24 protein-coding genes and 3 pseudogenes are annotated in these 23,529 nt (G+C 69.3%); 13 read left to right on the top strand and 14 right to left on the bottom strand.

Annotated features, from left to right (window positions below; genetic code table 11):
• Positions 1–44: 44 nt before the first annotated feature.
• From OH809_RS36930 to OH809_RS36920, 3 genes are all read right to left on the bottom strand, one after another.
• Positions 45–830, bottom strand: coding sequence for an electron transfer flavoprotein subunit beta/FixA family protein (locus tag OH809_RS36930; RefSeq protein WP_406416972.1), 786 nt, complete (start codon positions 828–830; stop codon positions 45–47).
• Between the two features lie 201 nt (positions 831–1,031).
• Positions 1,032–1,538, bottom strand: coding sequence for a flavin reductase family protein (locus OH809_RS36925; protein WP_406416973.1), 507 nt, complete (start codon positions 1,536–1,538; stop codon positions 1,032–1,034).
• Between the two features lie 196 nt (positions 1,539–1,734).
• Positions 1,735–2,061: a TlpA family protein disulfide reductase gene (locus OH809_RS36920; protein WP_406416974.1), complete on the bottom strand. Its 327-nt coding sequence runs from the start codon at positions 2,059–2,061 to the stop codon at positions 1,735–1,737.
• A gap of 218 nt (positions 2,062–2,279) precedes the next feature.
• Between OH809_RS36920 and OH809_RS36915 the strand changes: the two genes are divergently transcribed.
• Positions 2,280–3,002 (top strand): lysophospholipid acyltransferase family protein, encoded by a 723-nt coding sequence (locus tag OH809_RS36915; RefSeq protein ID WP_359117771.1) that lies wholly within the window; start codon positions 2,280–2,282, stop codon positions 3,000–3,002.
• A 107-nt stretch (positions 3,003–3,109) separates the two neighbouring features.
• On the opposite strand, the pseudogene OH809_RS36910 reads toward OH809_RS36915, so the two are convergent.
• The 4 genes and pseudogenes from OH809_RS36910 to OH809_RS36895 all read right to left on the bottom strand — a co-directional run.
• A pseudogene (locus OH809_RS36910) lies at positions 3,110–3,199 on the bottom strand (transglutaminase); the annotation flags it as partial.
• An 80-nt stretch (positions 3,200–3,279) separates the two neighbouring features.
• Positions 3,280–4,341 (bottom strand): threonine aldolase family protein, encoded by a 1,062-nt coding sequence (locus tag OH809_RS36905; RefSeq protein ID WP_406424765.1) that lies wholly within the window; start codon positions 4,339–4,341, stop codon positions 3,280–3,282.
• Entirely contained in the window at positions 4,338–5,105 is a 768-nt protein-coding gene (locus OH809_RS36900; RefSeq protein ID WP_406416975.1) for an SDR family NAD(P)-dependent oxidoreductase, read from the bottom strand. The genes OH809_RS36905 and OH809_RS36900 overlap by 4 nt, the downstream gene beginning before the upstream one ends.
• A gap of 26 nt (positions 5,106–5,131) precedes the next feature.
• Positions 5,132–6,529: a DUF6421 family protein gene (locus OH809_RS36895; RefSeq protein ID WP_406416977.1), complete on the bottom strand. Its 1,398-nt coding sequence runs from the start codon at positions 6,527–6,529 to the stop codon at positions 5,132–5,134.
• A 306-nt stretch (positions 6,530–6,835) separates the two neighbouring features.
• Between OH809_RS36895 and OH809_RS36890 the strand changes: the two genes are divergently transcribed.
• Positions 6,836–6,961, top strand: coding sequence for a hypothetical protein (locus tag OH809_RS36890; RefSeq protein ID WP_406416978.1), 126 nt, complete (start codon positions 6,836–6,838; stop codon positions 6,959–6,961).
• A gap of 122 nt (positions 6,962–7,083) precedes the next feature.
• Positions 7,084–7,734 (top strand): glycerophosphodiester phosphodiesterase, encoded by a 651-nt coding sequence (locus tag OH809_RS36885; protein ID WP_406424767.1) that lies wholly within the window; start codon positions 7,084–7,086, stop codon positions 7,732–7,734.
• Positions 7,735–7,746: 12 nt separating this feature from the next.
• Here the strand turns inward: OH809_RS36885 and OH809_RS36880 are convergent, their stop codons facing one another.
• Positions 7,747–8,304, bottom strand: a complete 558-nt coding sequence (locus OH809_RS36880; protein WP_406416980.1) for a GNAT family N-acetyltransferase — start codon at positions 8,302–8,304, stop codon at positions 7,747–7,749.
• Between the two features lie 75 nt (positions 8,305–8,379).
• On the opposite strand from OH809_RS36880, the gene OH809_RS36875 reads away from it, so the two are divergent.
• The 6 genes from OH809_RS36875 to OH809_RS36850 all read left to right on the top strand — a co-directional run bounded on the left by OH809_RS36875 (position 8,380) and on the right by OH809_RS36850 (position 12,243).
• Complete coding sequence (locus tag OH809_RS36875) at positions 8,380–8,766, top strand: VOC family protein (RefSeq protein WP_406416981.1); 387 nt, start codon at positions 8,380–8,382, stop codon at positions 8,764–8,766.
• A gap of 152 nt (positions 8,767–8,918) precedes the next feature.
• Positions 8,919–9,518 (top strand): DUF5134 domain-containing protein, encoded by a 600-nt coding sequence (locus tag OH809_RS36870; protein WP_406416983.1) that lies wholly within the window; start codon positions 8,919–8,921, stop codon positions 9,516–9,518.
• 86 nt (positions 9,519–9,604) lie between these two features.
• Positions 9,605–10,540 (top strand): M56 family metallopeptidase, encoded by a 936-nt coding sequence (locus OH809_RS36865; protein WP_406416985.1) that lies wholly within the window; start codon positions 9,605–9,607, stop codon positions 10,538–10,540.
• Between the two features lie 34 nt (positions 10,541–10,574).
• Positions 10,575–11,273 carry a phosphatase PAP2 family protein gene (locus tag OH809_RS36860; protein WP_406416987.1) on the top strand — a complete coding sequence of 233 codons (699 nt, stop codon included), beginning with the start codon at positions 10,575–10,577 and terminating at the stop codon, positions 11,271–11,273.
• Positions 11,274–11,292: 19 nt separating this feature from the next.
• Positions 11,293–11,985 (top strand): HAD family hydrolase, encoded by a 693-nt coding sequence (locus OH809_RS36855; RefSeq protein WP_406416989.1) that lies wholly within the window; start codon positions 11,293–11,295, stop codon positions 11,983–11,985.
• A 78-nt stretch (positions 11,986–12,063) separates the two neighbouring features.
• Positions 12,064–12,243, top strand: a complete 180-nt coding sequence (locus OH809_RS36850) for a hypothetical protein (protein WP_358860614.1) — start codon at positions 12,064–12,066, stop codon at positions 12,241–12,243.
• A 654-nt stretch (positions 12,244–12,897) separates the two neighbouring features.
• Here OH809_RS36850 and OH809_RS36845 read toward each other — a convergent pair.
• The gene (locus OH809_RS36845) at positions 12,898–14,388 is read right to left on the bottom strand and encodes an LVIVD repeat-containing protein (RefSeq protein ID WP_406416990.1); all 1,491 of its coding nucleotides are present in this window, start codon (positions 14,386–14,388) and stop codon (positions 12,898–12,900) included.
• Between the two features lie 176 nt (positions 14,389–14,564).
• On the opposite strand from OH809_RS36845, the gene OH809_RS36840 reads away from it, so the two are divergent.
• Positions 14,565–15,233 (top strand): DUF305 domain-containing protein, encoded by a 669-nt coding sequence (locus tag OH809_RS36840; protein WP_406416992.1) that lies wholly within the window; start codon positions 14,565–14,567, stop codon positions 15,231–15,233.
• Between the two features lie 78 nt (positions 15,234–15,311).
• On the top strand, positions 15,312–16,694 hold the full coding sequence (locus OH809_RS36835; RefSeq protein WP_406416994.1) for an FAD-dependent oxidoreductase: 1,383 nt from the start codon (positions 15,312–15,314) through the stop codon (positions 16,692–16,694).
• 174 nt (positions 16,695–16,868) lie between these two features.
• Here the strand turns inward: OH809_RS36835 and OH809_RS36830 are convergent, their stop codons facing one another.
• Positions 16,869–17,255, bottom strand: coding sequence for an ArsR/SmtB family transcription factor (locus OH809_RS36830; protein WP_406416995.1), 387 nt, complete (start codon positions 17,253–17,255; stop codon positions 16,869–16,871).
• A gap of 387 nt (positions 17,256–17,642) precedes the next feature.
• Between OH809_RS36830 and OH809_RS36825 the strand changes: the two genes are divergently transcribed.
• Entirely contained in the window at positions 17,643–18,263 is a 621-nt protein-coding gene (locus OH809_RS36825; RefSeq protein WP_406416997.1) for a DinB family protein, read from the top strand.
• A gap of 7 nt (positions 18,264–18,270) precedes the next feature.
• Here the strand turns inward: OH809_RS36825 and OH809_RS36820 are convergent, their stop codons facing one another.
• The 4 genes and pseudogenes from OH809_RS36820 to OH809_RS36805 all read right to left on the bottom strand — a co-directional run.
• The gene (locus OH809_RS36820) at positions 18,271–19,368 is read right to left on the bottom strand and encodes an NADH:flavin oxidoreductase/NADH oxidase (RefSeq protein WP_406416998.1); all 1,098 of its coding nucleotides are present in this window, start codon (positions 19,366–19,368) and stop codon (positions 18,271–18,273) included.
• Between the two features lie 231 nt (positions 19,369–19,599).
• The gene (locus tag OH809_RS36815) at positions 19,600–19,980 is read right to left on the bottom strand and encodes a hypothetical protein (RefSeq protein WP_406416999.1); all 381 of its coding nucleotides are present in this window, start codon (positions 19,978–19,980) and stop codon (positions 19,600–19,602) included.
• A 31-nt stretch (positions 19,981–20,011) separates the two neighbouring features.
• Positions 20,012–20,146 (bottom strand): annotated as a pseudogene (locus OH809_RS36810) (hypothetical protein); the annotation flags it as partial.
• A gap of 17 nt (positions 20,147–20,163) precedes the next feature.
• Positions 20,164–20,412 (bottom strand): annotated as a pseudogene (locus OH809_RS36805) (glycosyl hydrolase); the annotation flags it as partial.
• Between the two features lie 190 nt (positions 20,413–20,602).
• Here OH809_RS36805 and OH809_RS36800 point away from each other — a divergent pair.
• Positions 20,603–23,338 (top strand): SpoIIE family protein phosphatase, encoded by a 2,736-nt coding sequence (locus OH809_RS36800; RefSeq protein ID WP_406417000.1) that lies wholly within the window; start codon positions 20,603–20,605, stop codon positions 23,336–23,338.
• The last annotated feature ends 191 nt before the right edge of the window (positions 23,339–23,529 follow it).

Below are 23,529 nucleotides of genomic sequence, written 5' to 3'. Positions count from 1 at the left end.
AAACGAGGGTGAGAGGAACGTACGGGGCCGAACAGGCCGACAGGTCAGATGAACTTCTGGCCCGCGAGGAACTCAGCCAGCTGCTTGCCGCCCTCGCCCTCATCCTTGACGATCGTGCCCGCCGTGCGGGCCGGACGCTGCGCCGCGGAATCCACCGCGGTCCACGCACCCGCCAGACCGACCTCGTCCGCCTCGATCTCCAGGTCCTCCAGGTCCAGGGACTCAACCGGCTTCTTCTTCGCCGCCATGATCCCCTTGAACGACGGATACCGGGCCTCACCGGACTGGTCCGTCACCGACACCACCGCCGGCAGCGACGCCTGCAGCTGCTCACTGGCACTGTCACCGTCCCGACGCCCGGTCACCGTGCCGCCCTCGACCTTCACCTCGGACAGCAGCGTGACCTGCGGAACACCCAACCGCTCCGCCAGCACCGCCGGCAGCACACCCATCGTGCCGTCCGTCGACGCCATACCGCAGATCACCAGGTCGTAACCCGTCTTCTCGACCGCCTTCGCCAGCACCAGCGACGTACCGATCACATCCGTACCATGCAGACCGTCGTCCTCGACGTGAACGGCCTTGTCCGCACCCATCGACAGCGCCTTGCGCAACGCGTCCTTGGCATCCTCCGGACCCACCGTCACCACAGTGATCTCCGCGTCATCCGCCTCATCGGCGATCTGCAGCGCCTGCTCCACCGCGTACTCGTCCAGCTCCGACAGCAGACCGTCGACATCCTCACGGTCCAGCGTCAGGTCATCGGCGAAGTGCCGGTCACCGGTGGCGTCGGGCACATACTTCACACAGACAACGATCCTCAAGCTCACGCCGGCTCTCCTACTGCATCGTCATTTCTGGGCTGCCTTGATGCACGCAGCATAGGCGCCTGATGGGGCGGATTCCGGTCGGGGCGACCGACGCTCCGAGCGAAATATTACTCGCCAGTACACCCAGTACGTTACCCATGAGCAAGCGCTTTGCACTGTGACCTAGCCGACGCTCGGTGCCCTTGCGCCACCTGGGAACCCTCAGTCCCGCAACGCCGTGAAACGACCCTGATGGTAGAGAAGCGGGCGGCCGCCCCCGGCCGGATCGCCGACGACGGCCTCCGCGATCACGATCCGGTGGTCCCCCGCCGGGATGCGCGCCACCACGCGGCAGACCAGCCACGCAAGCACTCCGTCGAGGACCGGGACACCTTCCGGCCCACTGCGCCAATAGGTGGACGGACCGAACCGGTCGGCGCCGCTGCGCGCGAATGTGGCGGCCAGCTCCTGCTGGTGCTCACCCAGTACGTGAACGCCGATGTGCTCGGCCTCCGCCACGACCGGCCAGCTGGAGGACGAGGTCCCCACACCGAAGGAGATGAGCGGCGGCTCCGCGGCGACGGAGTTGAGGGAGGTCGCGGTGAAGCCGACCGGCCGGTCACCGGCGGCGGTGATCACCGCGACACCGGCGGCATGCCGCCGGAAGACGGAGCGCAGGAGATCGGGGGAAGCCGTGCGGGCACTGGAAAGCTCGGGCGAAGCCGTCATGGAGATGTCCTTCTGCGAGGGAGGCGTACGGGGCCGTGGGTGCTCAGACACCCGGACAGCGCGCACTCGCGTTGCGGGCGAGGTCCATGGGGACCCGGCCGTAGAGAAGGAGTTCCGGCGGCATAGCGTCAGACTGACGATGCGTGGTGGGTGCAGTCAAGAGGGTTCCGCAATGTGGGAGATGCATCACGGTCCGTCACATCGCGTGCCCCAGCGCCGCGACAACATCGACGGTGCGGGGCTGCCCGACCGCTCGGCGGACGATCCGGCCGGTCGCGTCGAGAACCAGCACCGTCGGCGTGCGGCTGATGTCGAGCTCGCGTACAAGAGTGAGATGTGCCTCGGCGTCGATTTCGACGTGGGCGACGCCGTCGACCATTCCGGCCACCTCGCCGAGGGTGCGGCGGGTGGCCCGGCAGGGCTGGCAGAAGGCGCTGGAGAATTGCACGAGGGTCGCCCGTTCCCCCAATTCCGCGCCGAGTTGGGCCGCATCCAGCCTGTTCGCACGTGTCTGCCCGTCCACCGTCCGCCTCCTGTCAGAGCCCTTCGCAAAGGGTCAGCACCGTCGGGCACGGAGTCATTCCCGCCGACTCCACGTGACGAGAATCTCGCGCCCCACGCCCGCCGAGACTGGCCACCGCGACGGACATGGGGCACGATCGGCGCAATGCCGAAAACCTACGGCTGCGTAACTTCCGCCGGGAGAACCCTCCTCAGGCGCTGAAGAAGGGTCTTCTCCAGATGGCAGAACTCGTCTATCGGCCGGTCATCGGCGCCGCTCGCACCATGTTCAAGGCGCTGGACCTGAAGATCGACACTCAGGGTTCGGAGCACATCCCGAAGACCGGCGGTGCGGTACTGGTCAGCAACCACATCAGCTATCTCGACTTCATCTTCACCGGGCTCGCGGCGCTCCCTCAGAAGCGGCTGGTCCGCTTCATGGCGAAGGAATCGGTCTTCCGGCACAAGGTCTCCGGTCCGCTGATGCGCGGCATGAAGCACATCCCGGTCGACCGGAAGCAGGGCGAGGACGCGTATGCCCATGCGCTCGCCTCGCTGCGCTCCGGCGAGATCATCGGCGTCTTCCCCGAGGCGACCATTTCGCAGTCGTTCACGCTGAAGAGCTTCAAATCGGGCGCGGCCCGGCTGGCCCAGGAGGCCGGCGTGCCGCTGATTCCGATGGCCCTGTGGGGAACGCAGCGGATCTGGACCAAGGGGCGGCCGCGCAATTTCAAGCGCAGCCACATCCCGGTGACGATCCGGGTGGGTGCGCCGGTGGAGGCCCCCACCGACCAGTACGCGGGTGCGATCACCCGACGTCTGCGGGAGCGGGTGCAGGAGCTCCTCGAAGCCGCGCAGCGCGCCTACCCGGTCCGGCCGAAGGACGCGAGCGACACCTGGTGGGTGCCCGCGCACCTCGGCGGTACGGCTCCGACGCCCGCCGAGGTGCGCGAGGCCAGCTGACCGGGCCCGTTCGCTGTCACGGCTGAAACGTCACTCCGGAGTGCGGACGGTGATCCGCGCTCCGGGGCTCAGCTTCTCCAGCGACTCGACAAGTTCGGCGCCTGCGGGGTCTGCCGCACGAGCGGATGCTCGTGGTCGATGGCCACATCGGCGGCGAGACAGGCAGCCATATCCGGGGATTGCTGCGTCAGCTCCATGCATGCAGAGCGTACGGAAGCGACCGACCGGAAAGCAATGACTTTCCGGTCGGTCGCACATTCATGCGCAGCTTGGTGCTCTACTTGGCGATCTCTTCCTTGAGGGCGAGGACGAACGCGTCCACGTCGTCCTCCGTGGTGTCGAAGGAGCACATCCAGCGCACATCGCCGGCGGTCTCGTCCCAGAAGTAGAAACGGAAGCGCTTCTGGAGCCGCTCGCTCACGTCGTGCGGCAGACGCGCGAAGACGGCGTTGGCCTGGACCGGGTAGAGGATCTCCACGCCGTCCACCGCCCGGACACCCTCCGCGAGCCGCTGAGCCATGGCGTTGGCGTGCCGGGCGTTGCGCAGCCACAGATCACCGGCGAGCAGCGCCTCCAGCTGCACCGACACGAAACGCATCTTCGATGCGAGCTGCATCGACAGCTTCCGCAGATGCTTCATGGCCCGTACGGCATCGGGGTTCAGGACGACGACGGCCTCACCGAAGAGCGCCCCGTTCTTGGTGCCGCCGAACGAGAGGACGTCGACGCCGACCTCGCTGGTGAACGTACGCACCGGGACGCCCAGCGACGCCGCGGCGTTGGCGATCCGCGCCCCGTCGAGGTGAACCTTCATGCCGCGCTCGTGGGAGTGCTCACAGATGGCGCGGATCTCATCGGGCGTGTAGACGGTGCCGAGCTCGGTGTTCTGAGTGATCGACACGACCTGGGGCATGGCGCGGTGCTCGTCGTCCCAGCCGTACGCCTGCCGGTCGATGAGCTCGGGGGTGAGCTTGCCGTCCGGGGTCGGCACGGTGAGCAGCTTGAGGCCGCCCACGCGCTCCGGAGCGCCGCCCTCGTCCACGTTGATGTGCGCGGACTCGGCGCAGATGACCGCGCCCCAGCGATCGGTCATCGCCTGCAGCGAGACGACATTCGCCCCGGTGCCGTTGAAGACCGGGAACGCCTCGGCGATGGGGCCGAAGTGCCCCTTGACGATCTGCTGGAGGTTCGCGGTGTAGTCGTCCTCGCCGTAGGCGATCTGGTGACCGCCGTTGGCGAGGGCGATGGCCGCGAGGATCTCCGGGTGGGCGCCCGCGTAGTTGTCACTGGCGAATCCGCGTATCTGCGGATCGTGGTGCCGTCGCGCGTCGGTCCTTATGGTTGCGGGGTCAGCCACAGACGCTTTCCGTTCACTTCGGAGGCGGGCTTGGACCAGACGCCGGCGATGGCCTCGGCCAGCTCCTTGACGTCGGTGAAGCCCGCGAACTTCGCATTCGGGCGCTCGGCGCGCATCGCGTCGTGCACCAGTGCCTTGACGATCAGGATCGCAGCCGCTGCCTTCGGCCCTTCCTCGCCCCCCGCCTTGCGGAAGGCGTCGGCGAGCGCGAGGGTCCAGGCCTCGGCGGCCGCCTTCGACGCGGCGTAGGCGGCATTGCCCTCGGTGGGCTTGCTCGCCCCGGCCGCGCTGGTCAGCAGATAGCGGCCGCGGTCGCTGCGCTGGAGCCCTTCCTGGAAGGCCAGCGAGGTGTGCTGAACCGTGCGGATCAGCAGCTTCTCCAGGAGATCCCAGTCGGCGAGGTCGGTCTCGGCGAAGGTGGCGCTGCCGCGCCAGCCGCCCACCAGGTGGACCAGGCCATCGATCCGGCCGAACTCCTTCTCGGTCTTGTCCGCCCATCCCCGGGCGGCGGCGAGGTCGAGCAGATCGACGGTGTCGCCGGTGACGGTGGCGCCGCCGTGGGCGTATCGTGCGGCGTCGACGGCCTCCGCCAGGCGGGTGGCGTCGGCGTCCGAGGCGACGACGATCGCACCGGCCTCGGCGAGCCTGAGCAGCGTCGCCCGGCCGGCCGGTCCGGCGGCTCCGGCAACGGCGATCACCGCGCCTTCCAGCGCGCCGTTCCCATTGCCCGTGCCGTTTGCGTTCATGGCCACTGCCTCCTTGGAACGAGCGCTCACGCGGCTGCCTGCTCGGCGTCCGCCGCGGTGATCCCCTTGGTGGAGGCGATCACATTCTTCAGCTTCTTGGAGAGCGCCTCATAGAACATGCTCAGCGGAAACTCGTCGGGAAGCACGTCGTCCACGAGTTTGCGGGGCTGCTGCGAGAGGTCCAGGGCGTCCGGACCCTTGGCCCAGCGGGAGCCGGGGTGCGGGGCAAGGTAGGTCGAGACCAGGTCGTACGCGGCGAACCAGTGGACCAGCTTGGGGCGGTCGATGCCGTCGCGGTAGAGCTTCTCGATCTCGCCGCAGAGCTGGTTGGTGACCTGCGGGGCCCGGTCCCAGTCGATCTTCAGGGTGTTGTCGGTCCAGCGGATCACATCGTGCTTGTGGAGGTACGCGAAGAGCAGCTGGCCGCCGAGACCGTCATAGTTGCGGACCCGCTCGCCGGTGACCGGGAAGCGGAACATCCGGTCGAACAGCACGGCGTACTGCACGTCACGGCCCTGCGGGAAGCCGTCGGCCTCCAGCTTCACGGCCTCCTTGAAGGCGGTGAGGTCGCAGCGCAGCTCCTCCAGTCCGTACATCCAGAACGGCTGGCGCTGCTTGATCATGAACGGGTCGAACGGCAGGTCGCCGTGGCTGTGGGTGCGGTCGTGGACCATGTCCCAGAGCACGAATGCCTGCTCGCAGCGCTGCTGGTCGCCGACCATCCCGCGGATGTCCTCGGGCAGCTCCACGCCGAGGAGCTCGACGGAGGCCTCGGTGACGCGGCGGAAGCGGGCAGCCTCACGGTCGCAGAAGATGCCGCCCCAGCTGAAGCGGTCGGGGGCTTCGCGCACGGCGATCGTCTCCGGGAAGAGCACCGCGGAATTGGTGTCGTAACCGGAGGTGAAGTCCTCGAAGGTGATGCCGCAGAAGAGCGGGTTGTCGTAGCGCGTGGCTTCGAGCTCGGCGAGCCATTCGGGCCAGACCATCCGAAGGACGACCGCTTCGAGATTGCGGTCCGGGTTGCCGTTCTGCGTGTACATCGCGAAGACGACCAGGTGCTGCAGCCCGTCGGTGCGGTTCTTGGCGGGCTGGAAGGCGAGCAGCGAGTCCAGGAAGTCCGGCACACCGAAGCCGTCCGCCGCCCAACGCCGCAGGTCCATGACGAGGGCGCGGTGGTACGCGGCATCGTGCGGGAGCAGCGGGGAAAGCTCTTCGATCGCGGCGATCGCGCGTTCCAGCGTCACCATGACGGTGGCAGGCGACGGGGCGCCGTCGGCGTCGAAGTCGATCGAACCGTCCTTCGCCTGCCAGGGCCGGATCTCCTCCACGGCATCCTTGAGCGCAGGCCAGGCAGGCTGCTCGACCACCCGCTGGGCAGTAGCTATCGCGCCGGCCTCGGCGTCGTGCACAAGAATTTCCGTCATCACACTTCCTCCACAGGAGAACCTCGCGTCAAGCAACCGTATCCATGTGTGGTTCCTCGAGACAAGTGAGCCTCAGAAAATTATCCTGCCGACCCCCTATGGTCACCGCGATTCTTCCTGTCGCATTCCGCTTGCGCGACTCCTTCCGTCGGTTCCGGGGGATTCCGGACCGCCGACGGTCGCACACCCGGGCGTTCAGGCCGGGCGGGACGCGCCCACGTACGGGTGACACAGCTCGCCGGGCACCGGCGCTACCGGTAGGACGGGTGCCATCCGCCTCCCTCCCACTCGTCCGGAGACCGCCGCGTGAGTATCCGTGCCGTCCTTGTCGCAGCCGTCATCACCGGATTCCTGCTCGGTGTCGCCGGCGTCCAGGGACACGGCGCCACTCACCCGCGCGTGACCGGCTCTCCCTCGGGTCCGGGCCGCTAGGCTGCCGAGTTGCCGTAAGCCGAGTGCCGAAGTGCCGCGTGGGCAGGAGCAGCACGCGGGGAGACGCCGTCGACGGAAGCGAGATTGCCTTGACTTTTCTCACCATCGGTCATCGCGGGGTGATGGGTGTCGAGCCGGAGAACACCCTGCGGTCGTTCGTCCACGCCGAGCAGGCCGGCATGGACGCCATCGAACTGGACCTTCATCTGAGCAAGGACGGCGCACTCGCCGTCATGCACGACGCCGAGGTGGACCGGACGACCGACGGCACGGGCCCGATCGCCGAGAAGACCCTGACCGAGCTGCGGGAACTCGATGCCGGGCAGGGCGAACGGGTGCCCTTCTTCGAGGAGGTGCTCGATGCCGTGCGCTCCCCCTTGCAGGCGGAGATCAAGGATGCGGCCGCAGCCCGGGCTCTGGCCGAGGTGATGCGGCGGCGCGATCTCGTCGACCGGGTCGAGGTGTCGTCGTTCCACGACGAGGCAGTCGCCGAGATCGCTCAACTGGTGCCGGGGGTACGGACCGTGCTCATCGCCAGCCGGTGGAAGAGCGATGTGGTGGACCGGGCGAAGGCGGTGGGCGCGGCGACGCTCGCGCTGAACATCCGCCGCCTCACGCTGGAGGTCGTCGAGCAGGCGCACGCCGAGGGAGTGAAGGTCATCGGCTGGGTGGTGAACACCCAGGATCATCTGCGTCTGGTGCGCGCCCTGGGGCTGGACGGCGCGACCACCGACTTCCCGGAGATCCGCCGCGCCGGCCGTTTCACCGCGTAGGTGCAGGGAGGGCTAACCCTCCTTCAGGTCCTTGATCAGCAGTTCGAAGGCGAGATCGTCGCGCTGCGGGACGCCGAAGCGCTCGTCGCCGTAGGGGAACGGGCTCAGCTCTCCCGTACGGCGGTAGCCGCGGCGCTCGTACCAGGCGATCAGTTCCTCACGCACCGAGATCACGGTCATGTGCATCTCGGTGGCGCCCCAGCTCTCCCGGACGGTGCGTTCGGCCTCGGCGATGATCAGCTTGCCGAGGCCACCACCCTGTAGCTCGGGGCGGACCGCGAACATCCCGAAGTAGGCGGCTTCCCCGCGGTGTTCGAGCTGACAGCAGGCGATCAGTTCGCTGTCCCGCTCCACCACGAGCAGCCGGCTGCCGGGTGCCTCGACCACCGCGCGGACTCCGTCGGGGTCGGTCCGCTGCCCCTGCAGGATGTCCGCCTCGGTGGTCCACCCCGTGCGGCTCGAGTCGCCCCGGTACGCCGACTGGATCAGCGTCACGAGCGCGGGCACATCGGCATCCGCCGCGTCGCGGAAGGTCAGCTGTCCCGGGTCGCGGGGCGGGGCGGTGTCCATGGTGAGGCTCTCCGTTTCTCTGCTGGGCCGTGCCGCAGCAGAGTAACCCGCTGGTCCGCGCTTAATGTCTCGACCATGGTGCATGTGCTGAGCAGTCGGGTCCTGTTGAGCCCTACCGACCCCGAGCGGTCACGGACGTTCTACGGAGAATCCCTCGGGCTGCCGGTGTACCGGGAGTTCGGTGCCGGCCCCGAGCGCGGGACGGTGTACTTCCTGGGCGGCGGCTTCCTGGAGGTCTCCGGGCGCTCCGTCGCACCGCGCTCGCCCGGGCTGCGGCTGTGGCTGCAGGTCGCGGACGTCCGGGCGGCGTACGAGGAGCTGTCGGCCCGGGGCGTCGAGGTGGAACGCCAACCGGTGCGCGAGCCGTGGGGGCTCGTGGAGATGTGGATCTCCGATCCGGACGGGGTGCGGATCGCCGTCGTCGAAGTGCCCCAGGACCATCCGCTGCGCTATCGGCCTTGAGGACAGTGACCCGCGACGGCGCACAAGTGGCCACGTCCTTCTGCGGGTTTCCTCCACGCGCTCCCCTCGTACATCAGTGCGCCGCGTACGACCTGCTGGGTCGGGGCATCGACTAGTCGACACCGACGTCGTACGTCCTGGGGAGGTGCGCTGTGCACGGACCGGCGATGTCCGGCTGGCTGCTGATGGCGTTGTGCGGGGTCACGGGCGCGTACTGCCTGCTGCGGATGCGCAGCGGGACGGAGGAGGAGCGCAGAACGGCGCGCGCCGAGGCGGTCATGGGCTTCGGCATGGCCGCGATGGCGGCGCCCGCCGCGGTCTTCCCGCCGCCCGTGTGGGGATGGGCTGTGTACGTGGTGCTGTTCGGCGCGGCCGCGTTGCGCGCCCTCTGGTTCGCCCGCCGCAAGGGGCACCATCTGCACCATCTGGTCGGCTCACTGGCGATGGTGTACATGGCGTTGGTGATGGCGCCGAGCAGCGGCGCGGCGGCGCACGGTGCGGGCGGTGTGCAGGGTGCGCACGGCGGACATCAGATGGCGCAGGTCGCCGGTGGCGTGCCGCTGGTGACGGGGATGCTGCTGGTCTATTACGCGGCCTATGTGCTGCGGTCCGGGACGCGGCTGATTCCGGTCGCCGCCGCGGGTCCGGCCGAGGGGTCGACGGGAGGAGGCTGGGGCGCACGGCCGGAGCTGGCACTGGCCTGCCGGCTGACGATGGGGATCGCCATGTTCGCGATGCTGCTCACGCTGTGAGACACGGGGTGCGGTCAACCGTGGCGTACATCACTTGCCGAGCGCAGCCATACCCGCGGGTACCGCGCCACTCATAGGCTGACGCCATGTTGGTCTCCCTCATGCTGCTGCTGCTCGGTGCACTGGCCGCCGTCGTGACCCCGCGGCTGATGGCGCGGGCCGAGTGGCCCGAGCGCGAGCCCGTGGTGGCGCTGTGGGTGTGGCAGTGCGTGGTGGCCGGGGTGCTGCTGTCCTTCGGACTCTCCATGACGTTCAGCGCGGCCGCCGCCTGGCAGGCGGTGCGCGGGCAGGTGTTCGCACCCGCACCGCACGCCGTGGTGGAGGCGTACGCGCTGGCCGCGTACGGGCCGTGGTCCGCCGTCATGGCCGTTCTGCTGGCACTGGGTGGTATTTGGAGCGCAGCAATGCTGACACGGGAGATCCGCCGGGCTCAGGTGCGGCGCAGGCGGCGCCGGGCCGAACTGCTGGTCCGTTCCCCGTTGATGCCCGGCGAGGAGCCCGGGAGCGGCCGCCTCGTGGTGCTGGAGGGTGAACGCCCCGACGCCTGGTGGCTGCCCGGTGCGGCACCTCAACTGGTCATCACTACTGCGGCACTTGGTCGACTGAAAGGCCGTCAGCTGGATGCTGTGCTGGCCCATGAACAGGGGCACGCGCAGGCACGGCACGACTGGCTGCTGCACTGTTCTGCAGCGCTGGCGAACGGCTTCCCCCAGGTGCCGGTGTTCGCCGCTTTCCGCGACGAGATGCACCGGCTCGTCGAACTGGCAGCGGACGATGTGGCGTCACGGCGCTTCGGGCGGCTGACGATCGCTCTCGCCCTGGTCGAACTGAACGAGGACCGGGGCGTGTTCGGCCCCTGCCCGACGCCCGACGCGGAGCTGCCACTGCGCGTGAACCGGCTGCTGTCCCCCGTCGAGCGGCTCACCGCGGGGCGGCGGCTGCGGCTGACCGCGGCTGCTGCACTGGTGCCGGTGGTCCCGCTTCTGGTCGCCTTCGTGCCGGGACTCAGCGCGCTGGGATAGCCGTTGTCGTGGTCCGTCCGCAAGGATCACCCCCATGCACTCGACAGCCGCGCCCCCGCCCCTCTCCCCGCCGGACCGCTCGCCTGCTCTCGGAGCCGGCATCGTGTGCGGGTCCCTTGCCCTGGTGCTGCTGATCCTGGTCGCCCTGCGCTGGTCCCCGCTGATGTCGCTGGACCGTACGGTCGCCGACGCGCTGCACCGGCGGGCGGTGGCGGAGCCGGGTCTCGTGCACATCAACCGGATCCTGACCGACTGGGTGTGGGACCCCTGGACGATGCGCATCCTGATCGCGCTCGCCGTGGTGAGGCTGTGGTGGCGCGGGGCCCGGATGCTCGCGGGGTGGGTGGCGGCGACGAGCCTGTTCGCCACCCTGCTGCAGCAGGGGCTGAAGTCCGCGGTCGGCCGGGAGCGTCCTCAATGGCCGAACCCGGTGGACTCGGCCCACTACGCGGCGTTCCCGTCCGGTCACGCCATGACGGCGGTGGTGAGCTGTGGTCTGCTGCTGTGGCTGCTGCACCGGCACGGCGTGCGGCGGCGGGTGTGGCACGTCGCGCTCGCGGTGGCGTGGGTCTCGGTGATCGGCGTGGGGGTGACCCGGCTCTATCTGGGGGTGCACTGGATGACCGATGTACTGGGGGGCTGGCTGCTGGGCGCGGCGGTGGTCGCGTTCTCGATCGCCGTGTTCGCCCGGTACGAGGGGCGGGAACGGGCGGCCTTGCCGCAACGCTCCTGAACCGGCGAGGATCGGACCCATGGTGATCAAGGGTGTGCTCTTCGACTTCTCCGGGACCCTCTTCTGTATCGAACCCGTCCGGTCCTGGCTTTCGGCGGTCCTCGCCGAGCGGGACATGACCGTGGCCGATGCCGACTTCGAGCGGTACGTGGCGGACCTGACGGCCGCCGGGGCGCTGCCGGGCGGCCCGACGCCGCAGCACGTTCCCGACCGGCTTGCCGCGGCGTGGGCTACGCGCGACGAGAATACGGAACGGCACCGTGAGGTGTATACGGGGCTGGCCCGCCAGGTCGCCCTGCCGGATCCGGGGCTGTACGAGGCGCTCTACGACCGGCACATGTCGCCGACGGCGTGGCAGCCGTACCCGGACGCGGCGGAGGTGCTGGGGGCGCTGCGTGCGGGCGGGATCCGGGTCGGCGTGGTCAGCAACGTCGGCTGGGACCTGCGGCCGATCTTCCGCGCCCATGGTCTCGACGCTCTGGTCGACGCCTATGTCCTCTCGTACGAGCACGGGATCCAGAAGCCGCATCCACATCTTTTTCACACCGCCTGCACACTTATCGGCCAGGATCCGAAGGATGTGGTCATGGTGGGTGACGATCGACACGCGGATGGCGGAGCGGCCGCACTGGGGTGTGACGTGCGCTTCGTCGACCATCTACCGGTGGAGGAACGGCCGGGCGGGCTACGGGCACTCGGGCTCATTCCGTGATCCCGCGGAGGGACATGTGAGAGATGTCCCTGACGCCCAATGGGTCCGATTGTCACACCAGGGCCTTAGCCTGGTGGCATGTCCCGTTCTCCCCGCTCATCTGATTCCGTGCGCTCCGCCGCCGTGGTGAATGAAGAGATTCGCGACCTGTGGCAACGCTCCGGCGGATGCTTGTCCCCGGACGACGAGGAGGAGTACCAGCGACTCCTGGTGGAGTGGGCCGCTGTGACCGGCGGGAGCGCGAGGTCTGCCGCGTAACGGCCTCCCCCGCGGTAGGGAGTGGCCAGGAACGGCCGATCCCGGCGATCCCCTGCGTCGCCGGAACCAGGCAGCCACCCCGGTCGACCTGGCCCGTCGGGCATCGGTCGGGGGCCGTGTTGATGACGGACGGCACGAACCGGTCAACGCAGGGGTTCACAACTGCTGGGCAAGCACATCGTTTTGGCGAACGTGGACACGATTGGGTGAACGGTGTGCCGAGCTGCGGGTACGCCCGGCGGGGTGTGCGTAGCGTTCTCGGTGCGATCTGGGACGCCGGGTGTGGCGTCAGCAGTCGGGGCCCCCGTATCACCAGCGAGATCGTTCGGGGCCTCCCCGTCGCCTCCGGCCACACCCACATGGCCAGGTCGTAGGAATTCCGCCCGCCCGGGACGGACCGCATACGGGATATGCGTCGCCGACCGGGACGCGAAAGCGGAGGACCAGTGCGCCCAAGACCGTTCGGGGCGTACCGGTGAGCCGGGACTCACTCCTGCTCACTGCCCAGGAACGGTTCAGCATGTGCCCGCGCGGCGCATCGGTCAATGAGGCCGTGCACCACGCCGGGCTGCTCGCCGTGTCCCGCCGGGCGAGGATCCGCCCGGCGGGAACGCGCCGTGAGCCCACGGGTCCGGCGATACCTGCACAGCCGGATCAGTTGTCGAAGTAGTCCGGCTGCGTCTGCACATTGAGCTCCGGCATCCGCACGCGCTTCGCCGGGTCGGTCCGCGGGTCGTCGAGCTTCAGGACGTCGAAGCCCTTGGCGATGTCGTTGGAGTAGATGTATCCGTTGTAGTAGTACGCCGACCAGGGACCGGCCGTGGTGACGGCGTTCAGGTTGACGGGACCACGCTCGAAGAACGCGATCTCCTTGGGCGCCGAGGAGTCGGTGAAGTCCCATACCGAGACTCCGCCCTGGTACCAGGCCTGGACCATCAGGTCGCGGCCCTTGACCGGGATGATCGAACCGTTGTGGGCGACGCAGACCTCGGTGGCGGCCTGCGGGCGGTCGATCTTGAAGTAGCTGCGGAAGACAAGCTTGCGGTGGTCACCCTTGCCGACGATGTCGTAGATGCCGTCCGCGCCGCGCTTCGGCCCGATCTCCTTGTTGCAGGTGGCCGCGCCACCTCCGCCGAGCTCATCGGTGAAGACGACCTTGTCCGCCTTCTGGTTGAACGTCGCCGAGTGCCAGAACGCGAAGTTCACATTGTCCTGAACCCGGTCGATGATCTTCGGGTTCTCCGGGTCCTCGATGGAGAACAGCAGGCCGTCCCCCATGCAGGCCCCGGCGGCCAGGTCCTTCGACGGCAGCACCGTGATGTCGTGGCAGCCGGTCGTCTTCGAGACGCCGGGGTTGGTGGGCGCGCCCGGGTTGCCGCCGTCCGGGAAGAGCACCGGGAAGTTCACGACCGCGGCCTGCTCGGGCGCCTTGCGTGGCACCTTGATGACGGAGATCCCGTCGTGCGGCGGCTGGCAGTCCGGGAACGCCTCGCTCGGCGAGTACGAGGAGACGTATATGTACACGCTGTTGCGCTCCGGAACCAGCGTGTGGGTGTGCGAGCCGCAGGCGGTCTCGACGGCGGCGACGTACTTCGGGTTGCGCTTGTCGCTGATATCGAAGATCTTCATGCCCTCCCAGGAGGACTTCTCCGTGGCGGGCTGGGTGGTGCTGGCGCACGAGTTGTCGTTGCGCGAGGAGTCGGTGGACAGGAACAGCAGGTTCCCGGAGACCGAGACGTCGTTCTGGGATCCGGGGCAGAGCACCTGGGCGACGGTCTGCGGGGAACTCGGGTTGCTGATGTCGTAGATCCGGAAGCCGTCGTAATTCCCGGCGAATGCGTACTTCCCCTGGAAGGCCAGGTCCGTGTTGAGACCCTTGAGTGCGTCCTTCGGGACGTTGGCCACCGGGGTGATGTTGTCGCTGTGGACGATCTCGTCCACGCCGGGTATCTCGCCATCCTCGATGGCGGCCGTGGCGGCGGCCTCCTGGCTTGCGGAGAGACCGGTGCGAGTGGCGGGTGAATCACCGGGGTCGGGCGTTGCGGCCGCCGGTCCGGCCGTCAGCAGAGTGGCGAAGAGTCCGGCCGCGGCTGCCGCCACACCCAGACGTCTGCGCCGCACTTGGGTGGTGTGCAACGAAGTCACTGCTTCCTTCCCTGTACCAAAGCGTGGTTGAACGGTTGACTGACCCCGGCAGTATCGTCCTTCCCATGGGCATCCCAACAGATGGCAACAGCAACGTAATGAAAGTTACCGACCCCTGAGGTTGCGGATGTGCGCCAAATGACCCGCTACGACCTCATGTGGCAGTGGAGGCAGCCTTGTTGATTTTCCGTCAGGTCGCGTATGTGCACAGATCCGTAGTCGTCGCTGCCGTGGCGACCGCCGTACTCTCCCTCGCCGCGTGCGATGCGGACGGTGGCGGCCATGACGCCAACGCGCGTACAGGAGGGGGTCCTTCGGTCGTGGCACCGGGGAAGCCGGGCGAGCCCGCGCAGACCCTGTCCGTCGAGGAAGCCGCGAAGGCTGCCGGGGACGACACCCCCAACTCGGCCGATTTCCGCTACGTACAGCTGATGATCCAGCACCACGCCCAGGCACTGGAGTTGACCGCCCTGGTGCCGTCCCGTTCCTCGTCCGCCCCGGTCAAGCGACTTGCCGAGCGCATCTCCGCAGCGCAGAAGCCGGAGATCGGCGCCATGGAGGGATGGCTCACGCACAACGGCGGCGAGAAACACGCGGGCGGTCACGACCACGCCGGGATGCCCGGCATGGCGACGGAGGCGCAGCTGAAGGAGTTGCGGGCGGCAGAGGGCAAGGCCTTCGACAAGCTGTTCCTGCAGCTGATGATCACCCACCACCAGGGAGCGATCACGATGGCGACCGAGGCCCTCTCGGAGGGGAACAACGTTCAGGTCGAGGAGATGGCGGGCGATGTCGTCGCCCAGCAGACGGTCGAGATCGACCGGATGCGCGCACTGTCCTCCTGACGCGCCGCGCGGCCGCACCTCTCCCCTGCTCCGCCGACCGGTGGGATGCTGGAGTCACCTTCCGGGAAGAGGTGCACCGTGCTCCGTGTCGCCGTCGTCGGCTCCGGACCCAGCGGGGTCTACACCGCCCAGTCTCTGGTCGAGCAGTCCCGGGTGCCGGATGTCCGGGTGGACGTGCTGGACCGGCTGCCCTGCCCGTACGGCCTCGTGCGGTACGGCGTCGCCCCCGACCACGAGAAGATCAAGTCGCTGCAGAACAGTCTGCGGACCGTCCTGGAGCACGAGCGGATCACCTTTCTCGGCCATGTCCAGGTGGGCGGGGACGGGCTGCCACCCGAGCGGCTGAGCGAGCTCTACCATGCGGTGGTCTACTGCGTCGGGGCGGCGACCGACCGCGGTCTCGGCATTCCCGGCGAGGATCTGCCCGGCAGCCACTCGGCGACCGAGTTCGTCTCCTGGTACAGCGCACACCCCGATGCGGCTGCCAACAGCTTTGCGTTGCAGGCCCGTTCGGCCGTGGTGATCGGGGTCGGCAATGTCGCGGTCGACGTGGCGCGGATCCTCTCGCGCGGCGCCGAGGAACTGCGGCCCACCGATGTGCCCCACCCGGCGCTCGGCGCGCTGGCCGGCAGCCGGGTGCACGAGGTGCACATGGCGGGCAGGCGGGGACCGTCGCAGGCCAGGTTCACCACCAAGGAGCTGCGCGAGCTGGGCGGGCTGCCGGGGGCGCGGATCGTGGTGGACGGGGCGGAGCTTGCCCGCGATCCGGCGTACGCCCCCGTCGGGGCGCCGGCGGATTCACCGGTGCCGCTGCCAGCGGTGGTGCGGCGCAATATCGAGGTGCTGCGCGGGTGGGCCGAGGCCGGTGTCCCTGCCACCGGGCCGGACTCGATGCGCACGATCCACCTGCGGTTCTTTCTGCGTCCCGTCGAGCTCCTCGAACGGGACGGGCGGGTCGCCGGGGTCCGGTTCGCACGTACCGCGCCGGACGGCAGCGGAGGCGTACAGGACACCGGTATGTACGAGGAGATCGGCGCCCAGCTCGTCCTGCGGGCCGTCGGCTATCGCGGGCTGCCGCTGCCCGGTCTGCCGTTCGATCCGGCCCGCGGTACCGTGCCCCACCTGGCGGGGCGGGTGCTGCGGGACGGCGTGCCGTCACCCGGGGAGTATGTCGCGGGGTGGATCAAGCGGGGGCCGACCGGAGTGATCGGCTCGAACCGGCCGTGCGCGAAGGAGACGGTCACATCGCTGCTGGACGATGCGCCACTGCTCGAGGGGCGGCCGTCGGCCCCCGATCCGGTGGCCGCGCTGCGGGCGTGGGGGCTGCGGCCGGTGGAATGGGACGGCTGGCTGTCGATCGAGCGGGCTGAGGCAGCACTCGGGCAGTCGCTCGGCCGAGGGCCGGTGAAGATCCCGGACTGGGCGGGGCTCCTGCAGGCCGCACACGGCGACCGCCGCTGAGACCGGCCGGCAATTGGGGGGTGGGTGAAGGAGCGGGGCTGGGGTGCGTGCATCGCAAGGCGGAGGATTGAGTCATGGCGGAGCCATGGTGATTGACGACAACGCCGCGAGGTGCGTGCCCCAGCCCCGTGACGCCGCCCCCCAATTGCCGGCCGGTCTGAACCGCTCCGGGGATCAGTCTTCGCCGAGCCGGTCCGCCTGCTGGTTCGCGGCGGCGAGAATCGCGTCGAGCAGCCCCGGGAAGAGCGTGTCCAGATCGTCGCGGCGCAGCCCGTTCATCTTGGCGGTGCCCCGGTAGGTCTGACTGACGATGCCGCTCTCGCGCAGCACCCGGAAGTGGTGCGTGGTCGTGGACTTGGACACCGGCAGTTCGATACGGGAGCAGGTGAGTTCGTCCTCGGCGGCGGCCAGCTCACGGACCACCTGCAGCCGCATCGGGTCGGAGAGCGCGTGGAGCACCGCCTCGATACGGATCTCCTCGCGTGCGGGGTGGGCGAGTACACGGGCGCCGGCAGCCGGGGCGGCGGCGACACGAGCGGCGGCGGCGCTGGTGGCGGTCACGGTGACTCCCCTGACGTCGTTTCGAACGGGCACCTTATGGTACGAGACTCATCGTACTTTGCCGCACGGCTGACGCGTCAGGACGGCTTCTGCCCTGTACAGCGCCCGGGTGCGGCTGTCACCCTCTGACACGAGTTTCACGACGGCGCGAACGCGGTTGCTGTCCGGAAGCCGGTCCGCCGCTGAGCAGGTCCGGCCTCTCGGCCGGCGAGGCGGGATGTCCGGTCGGCGTCGGAGAACAGCGCGGCAGTATGCCGCGCGAGAAGTGGCCGCCGCTCCCCCGGAAAAAATGGGGCGCGCTCTCGCGCGCGCTGTGACACCCTCGCCCCGATTGAGCAGTTCAGCCCTTGCCCCCGAGGCCCCGCCGGGCCACCACAGGAGCGTCCGATGGCGACACCACCCCGCCTGATCCCCCTGCTTCAGCAGTTCGACTTCGCGCGGGGGCGCCTGGCCGACCGCCTGGCCGGCCCGGTCATGGACAGCGGCAACGGCACGGACGTCGAAGTCCCGCCCATGACCGACGCGGAGTACCTCTGGGAGCCGGTGCCGGACTGCTGGTCGGTACGCCGCCGCGCGGACGGACCCGGGAAGGGCGCGACCCTCCTGGTCGGTGCGGGCGACTGGGGGCGCGACTCGTCGCACGCGCCGCACCCCACACCGCCGCCGTTCACCACCCTCGCCTGGCGGTTGAGCCATGTCAGCGAGATGCTGGCCCTCCGCGCCGACCACACGAACGGCAGCCACACCCTGACCCGGGACGACTACCACGCCGCCGGGGACGCCGCAGGGGCGATCGCCGACTTCGATACCAGTGCCAGCGCCTGGCGGGAGGCTCTGCTGAGCACCGACGACACCGCGCTGGACACAGTGGGACACAGCACGTACCCGCATGGCAGTGACCCGGAGGACCCGTTCATCGAAACGGTCTGGTGGGTCAATCAGGAACTGCTGCACCACGGGGCCGAGATCGCGTTGCTTCGCGACCTCTTCCGCGCACAGCAGCACTGACGGAACCTCAGACTGCGCTCAGGTACTGATCGGGCCCGTGGACCTCACCGCTCAGTTCGCGCGCCGCATGCTGCGCCCATGACGGGTGCCGCAGCAGCTCCCGCCCGAGGAGGACGGCGTCCGCCTGCCCGTCGGCGACGATCTTCTCGGCCTGCTGCGGCTCGGTGACCAGACCGACGGCGGCGACGGGGAGCGAGGTCTCCTCCCGTACCCGGGCGGCGAACGGAACCTGGTATCCCGGCCCGGTCGTCATGCGGACGCCCGGTGCGTTGCCACCGCTGGAGACGTCCAGCAGGTCGACGCCGTGCGCCTGCAACTCCTTGGCCAGCCGTACCGTCTCGTCGACGGTCCAGCCCTCGCGGTCGTCCTCGTCGTTCTCCGTGAGCCAGTCGGTCGCCGAGATCCGGAAGAAAACGGGCAGATCCTCGGGCCACACGTCGCGCACGGCGTCGACGACCTGGAGAGCGAACCGGACGCGGTTCTCGAAGCTGCCGCCGTACTCGTCCGAGCGCCGGTTGCTGTGCGGGGACAGGAACTGTCCGATGAGATATCCGTGGGCGCCGTGCACCTCGGCGACATCGAAGCCGGCCTCGCGGGCACGGTGGGCGGCCTCGCGGAACTGCTCGACGACGCCGTGGATCTCGTCCACGGTCAACTCGTGCGGTACGGGGTGACCCTCGTCGAACGGGAGCGGGCTGGGGGCGACGGGCTGCCAGCCGTGCTCGTCGGGTCCGACGGGACCGCCGCCCAGCCAGGGCGCCGCCGTCGATGCCTTGCGGCCGGCGTGGGCGAGCTGAATGCCTGCGATCGAGCCCTGGCTCCTGATGAAGTCGGTGATCCGCCGGAAGGCTGCCGCCTGGGTGTCGTTCCAGATCCCGAGGTCGGCGGGGCTGATCCGGCCTTCGGGGCTGACGGCCGTCGCCTCGGTGAGGATGAGACCGGTGCCGCCGATCGCGCGCGCCGCGAGGTGGGCGAAGTGCCAGTCGGTCGCGACGCCGGTCTCCGGTCCCACCGGTTCCGCGCTGTATTGGCACATGGGCGCCATCCACACCCGATTGGGTATGACAAGCGATCTCAGGGTGCAGGGCTCGAAAAGGACACTCACGGCAGACTCCGTTTCGCCGGGAACGGCAGGATCGCTAGTACGATACATCTCGTAGTACGAGATCCGTCAAATTACGAAGGTTCTCGTACAACGAGACACCCGTGCATGAGGCCCCCCGGCTTCCTTGAGTTCTAGTGGTCGTTGCAACACCCCAGCTCAGGGGATGCAATGGACTTCGAGATACGCCCTTCAGGAGGGGCCTCATGCACGGGTGGGTCAGTCCTTCAGGATTCAGCCGCGGCGCCGCAGCGTGATCTCCGCATCGGCGTCGTAACCCTGGGTCCAGCTGCGTCCGGCACCCGACTTCCAGGTGATGTGGGCCCTGACCCCGTCGGCCTTGACCGCTTCCACGGTCATGGCCCGGTCGCCGTCCCGCACATCGCCGCGACGCAGCTCCCCCGCCTTGACCGTCACGGGCTCAGCCGACTGCGCGCTCTCCACCTCGTCCGCCGCACGGGCGAGAGCCGCAGCCAGCTCCCGGGCCCGGGCAGGAGTGCAGATCAGTGAGAGCTCCCCCGACGGACCCGCTGCCCGGACCTCGACCCCCGCCGCAACGGGGGTCACGCCCAGGGTCGCACCGCGTCCGTCGGTGTCCTCGATCTCACTCTTCATCGCTCTGCTCTCCCCTTGCCCGTCCCACGGCTCACTTCAGCCGGAGGCTCTCCGGCGGGCCCAGGTAGCTGGGCTTGAGGCCGCCGGTGTCGACCACCAGGTTGGGCAGCACCACCGTCGGGTCGACCATCCAGAATTTCAGCACATGCACACCGGCCCGGCCGATGTGGTGCGCCGTACGCTGTCGCGGCCGATCCGGTGGGCCATCCCGGTCACCAACTCCGGGTTCCAGGCGGCTCCCCAGGACAGCGGTACGGGGTAGGCGGTGGCGCCCCAGGCGGTGAAGCCCGCGAGGCACTCCTCGTGGGCGAGCGCCGGGATGCCGAACCGTCCGGCCTCCACGATCCGGGCCTGGGCCCGGGCCAGGGAGACGGCGGCGACGCCGGGGTCCACCGGGGCGGTCCCGAACGGCCGGGTCAGCTGGCGCCGCCCTGTCTGACCCAGCAGGGGTTTCGGGGGGTGGGTCAGCTTGCAGACGGCGGCGCGGAAGGGCGGCGGGCCGGGCCGGCCGAGTTCCCCTTCGTCGAACATGCGCCGCCCCCATGATGAAGGCCGCAGCCTGACCGCGTACCGGCACTACACGCGCGACATTTTGTATGGACATAGCGGGTAAACAGGAGCTATGGGTGGCTTTGGTCGATATATTTCAAGGCTTCGACAATCGAAACCTGGGCGCACCCGCACCCTGCTCGGCGTGCGCAGCGTGGCCGCGGAAGTGCTGCTGCTGGAACTGGCGCTCGTGGTGCTGCTCGTCGCCGCGGCGGCGTTCTCGCTCGTGGTGCAGGGTCGGCGGGCCGCCGTTCACGAAGCCGAGAGAAGTTCGTACGCCGTCGCCGAGGCGTTCGCTCACTCCCCCGGCATCGTGACGGCGCTGGACAGCCCCAATCCCACCGCTGTGCTGCAGCCGCTCACGGAGAAGATCCGGAAGACCACCCACGTCGATACCGTCGTCGTGACCGACATACACGGTATCCGCTACACCCATCCCGATCCCGCGCTGATCGGCAAGCACGTCCTGGGCCCGTACAAGGAGGCGCTTCACGGGCATGGCTTCACCCGTACCTTCACGGGGAGCCGGGGGCCGGCCGTGAACTCGGTGGTGCCCGTACCGAGGGCCGACGGCTCGACCGCCGGCCTGGTGTCCGTGGGCATCACGATCAACAAAGTGAACAAACTGGCCGACCGCGACCTGCCGGCGCTGATCGGCGCCGCGGTGGGCGCATTTGCCCTCACCTCCGGCGGTGCGGCACTGATCAGCCGGCGTCTGCGGCGGCAGACGCACGGCCTCGGCCCCGCCGAGATGACGCGGCTGTACGAGCATCACGACGCGGTACTGCACTCCGTACGCGAAGGTGTCCTCATCATCGACGGCAACGGGCGACTGCTGCTGGCCAACGACGAGGCCCGGCGCCTGCTGCGCCTGCCCGCGGGCGCCGAAGGACTTCCGGTGACAGGCATCGGCCTGCCTCCTCCCCTCGCGGAACTCCTCGCCTCGGGCCGCTCCGCCTCCGACGAGGTGCGCCTGGCCGGCGACCGGCTGCTGGCCGTGAACCTGCGGCCCACCGACGAACACGGCGGACCTGCCGGGACGGTCGCGACCCTTCGGGACACGACGGAACTGGCCGCACTCGCCGACCGGGCCGCAGAGGTACGGGAGCGGCTTCTTCTGCTGCACACGGCCGGTGTGCGCATCGGTACGACGCTGGATGTGACCCGGACCGCGAAGGAACTGGCCGAAGTGGTGGTCCCCCGTTTCGCCGACTTCGCCTCGGTCGACCTCGCCGAGCCCGTGCTGCGCGGTGAGGAACCGTCGGTGCCGCTCGGCACCGTGCTGAACATGCGGCGTACAGCCGCGGCGGGCGTGCGCGCAGATCACCCCTTCTACCCGATCGGGCGGGTCGTCGGGTTCGTTCCCACCAGCCCGGCGGCCCTGGGACTGATCCGTGGGCACACCATGCTGGTGCCGGACCTGTCCGCCGAACCGGGCAGGCTGAGGGCCGACCCCGAACGGGCGGCGAGGATCATCGCGTACGGTGTCCACTCCCTGCTCTCCATTCCGCTGCACGCACGCGGTGCGGTCCTGGGCATGGCGAACTTCTGGCGCTCGGAGAATCCGGACCCCTTCGACGAGGACGATCTGACGTTCGCCGAGGAACTGGTCGCCCGGGCGGCCGTCTGTGTCGACAACGCCCGCCGCTACACCCGCGAGCACGAAATGGCAGTGACGCTGCAGCGCAGCCTGCTGCCCCGCGACCTGCCCGAACAGGACGCGCTCGACGTCGCCTACCGCTATCTGCCGGCTCAGGCGGGGGTGGGCGGTGACTGGTTCGACGTCATTCCGCTGCCCGGTGCCCGCGTCGCGTTGGTCGTCGGTGACGTCGTCGGGCACGGTCTGCACGCCGCCGCGACGATGGGCCGCCTGCGCACCGCGGTCCACAACTTCTCCGCATTGGACCTTCCGGCCGACGAGCTCCTCGCGCGCATCGACGAAGTGATCGCGGGCATCGACCAGACGGAGAACGCCGACGGCGGGCGCGCGGAGATCACGGGGGCCACCTGCCTGTACGCCGTCTACGACCCGGTGACCGGCACCTGCTCCGCCGCCCGGGCCGGCCATCCCGGTCCCGTCCTGGTGCTGCCCGACGGCACGGTGCAGTTCCCCGACGTCCCCGCAGGCCTGCCCCTGGGCATCGGCGGACTGCCCTTCGAGGCGGTGGAGTTGCCGCTGCCGGAAGGGAGCCGTCTGGTGCTCTACACCGACGGTCTCGTCCAGTCGCGCGAGCGGGACCTCGACACCGGACTCGACACGATGCGCGAAACGCTGGCCGGACAGCACCGGACCCCGGAGGAGACCTGCGACGACCTGATCTCTGCGCTCCTGCCCACCCCTCCGGGTGACGACGCCGTCCTCCTGGTGGCCGCCACCCGCATCCTCGCCCCCTCCCGTGTCGGCGAATGGGACGTCGAGCCCGACCCGTCGGCCGTCGCCGGGGTCCGCAAGGACGTGTCCCAGTGGCTCAGCGACCGTGGGCTGGAGGAAGAGACCTTCGCCACTGAACTGATCCTCAGCGAGCTGGTCACCAACGCCATACGCTACGGCGCCCCTCCCATCAGGGTCCGGATGCTGCACAGCCGCGCCCTGATCTGCGAGGTGTCCGACTCCAGCAGTACCGCGCCGCATCTGCGCTATGCGTCGACGATGGACGAGGGTGGCCGCGGCCTGTATCTCGTCGCCCAGTTCGCCGATCGCTGGGGCACTCGCTACACAGCCGAGGGCAAGGTCATCTGGTCCGAACAGACACCGGGCACGAGTGGTGCGCCGTCATTCGAGTGGACCGACGAGGCTCTGGGTCTCTGAGCGCACCGTCAGGAGCGCCGTCGCCGGATGAACCGGCACCTCACGGTGCAGGAGTCGCGGCACAAGCCCACCCGGGACGTGTGCCTCGGCAAGCTTCCGGCCGTCCCCTCGAGCACAGCAACCTCGGCGTCCGGGGTCGCCGAATGCCGTATTCCGTTGCCGGTCGCAGGGGGTGTGTGTACGGTCGACCG

Source organism: Streptomyces sp. NBC_00873, from assembly GCF_045207415.1.
Taxonomy (GTDB): Bacteria; Actinomycetota; Actinomycetes; order Streptomycetales; family Streptomycetaceae; genus Streptomyces.
The sequence above is the reverse complement of the archived record's forward strand: the minus strand, read 5'-3'. Positions and strand labels throughout refer to the sequence as shown.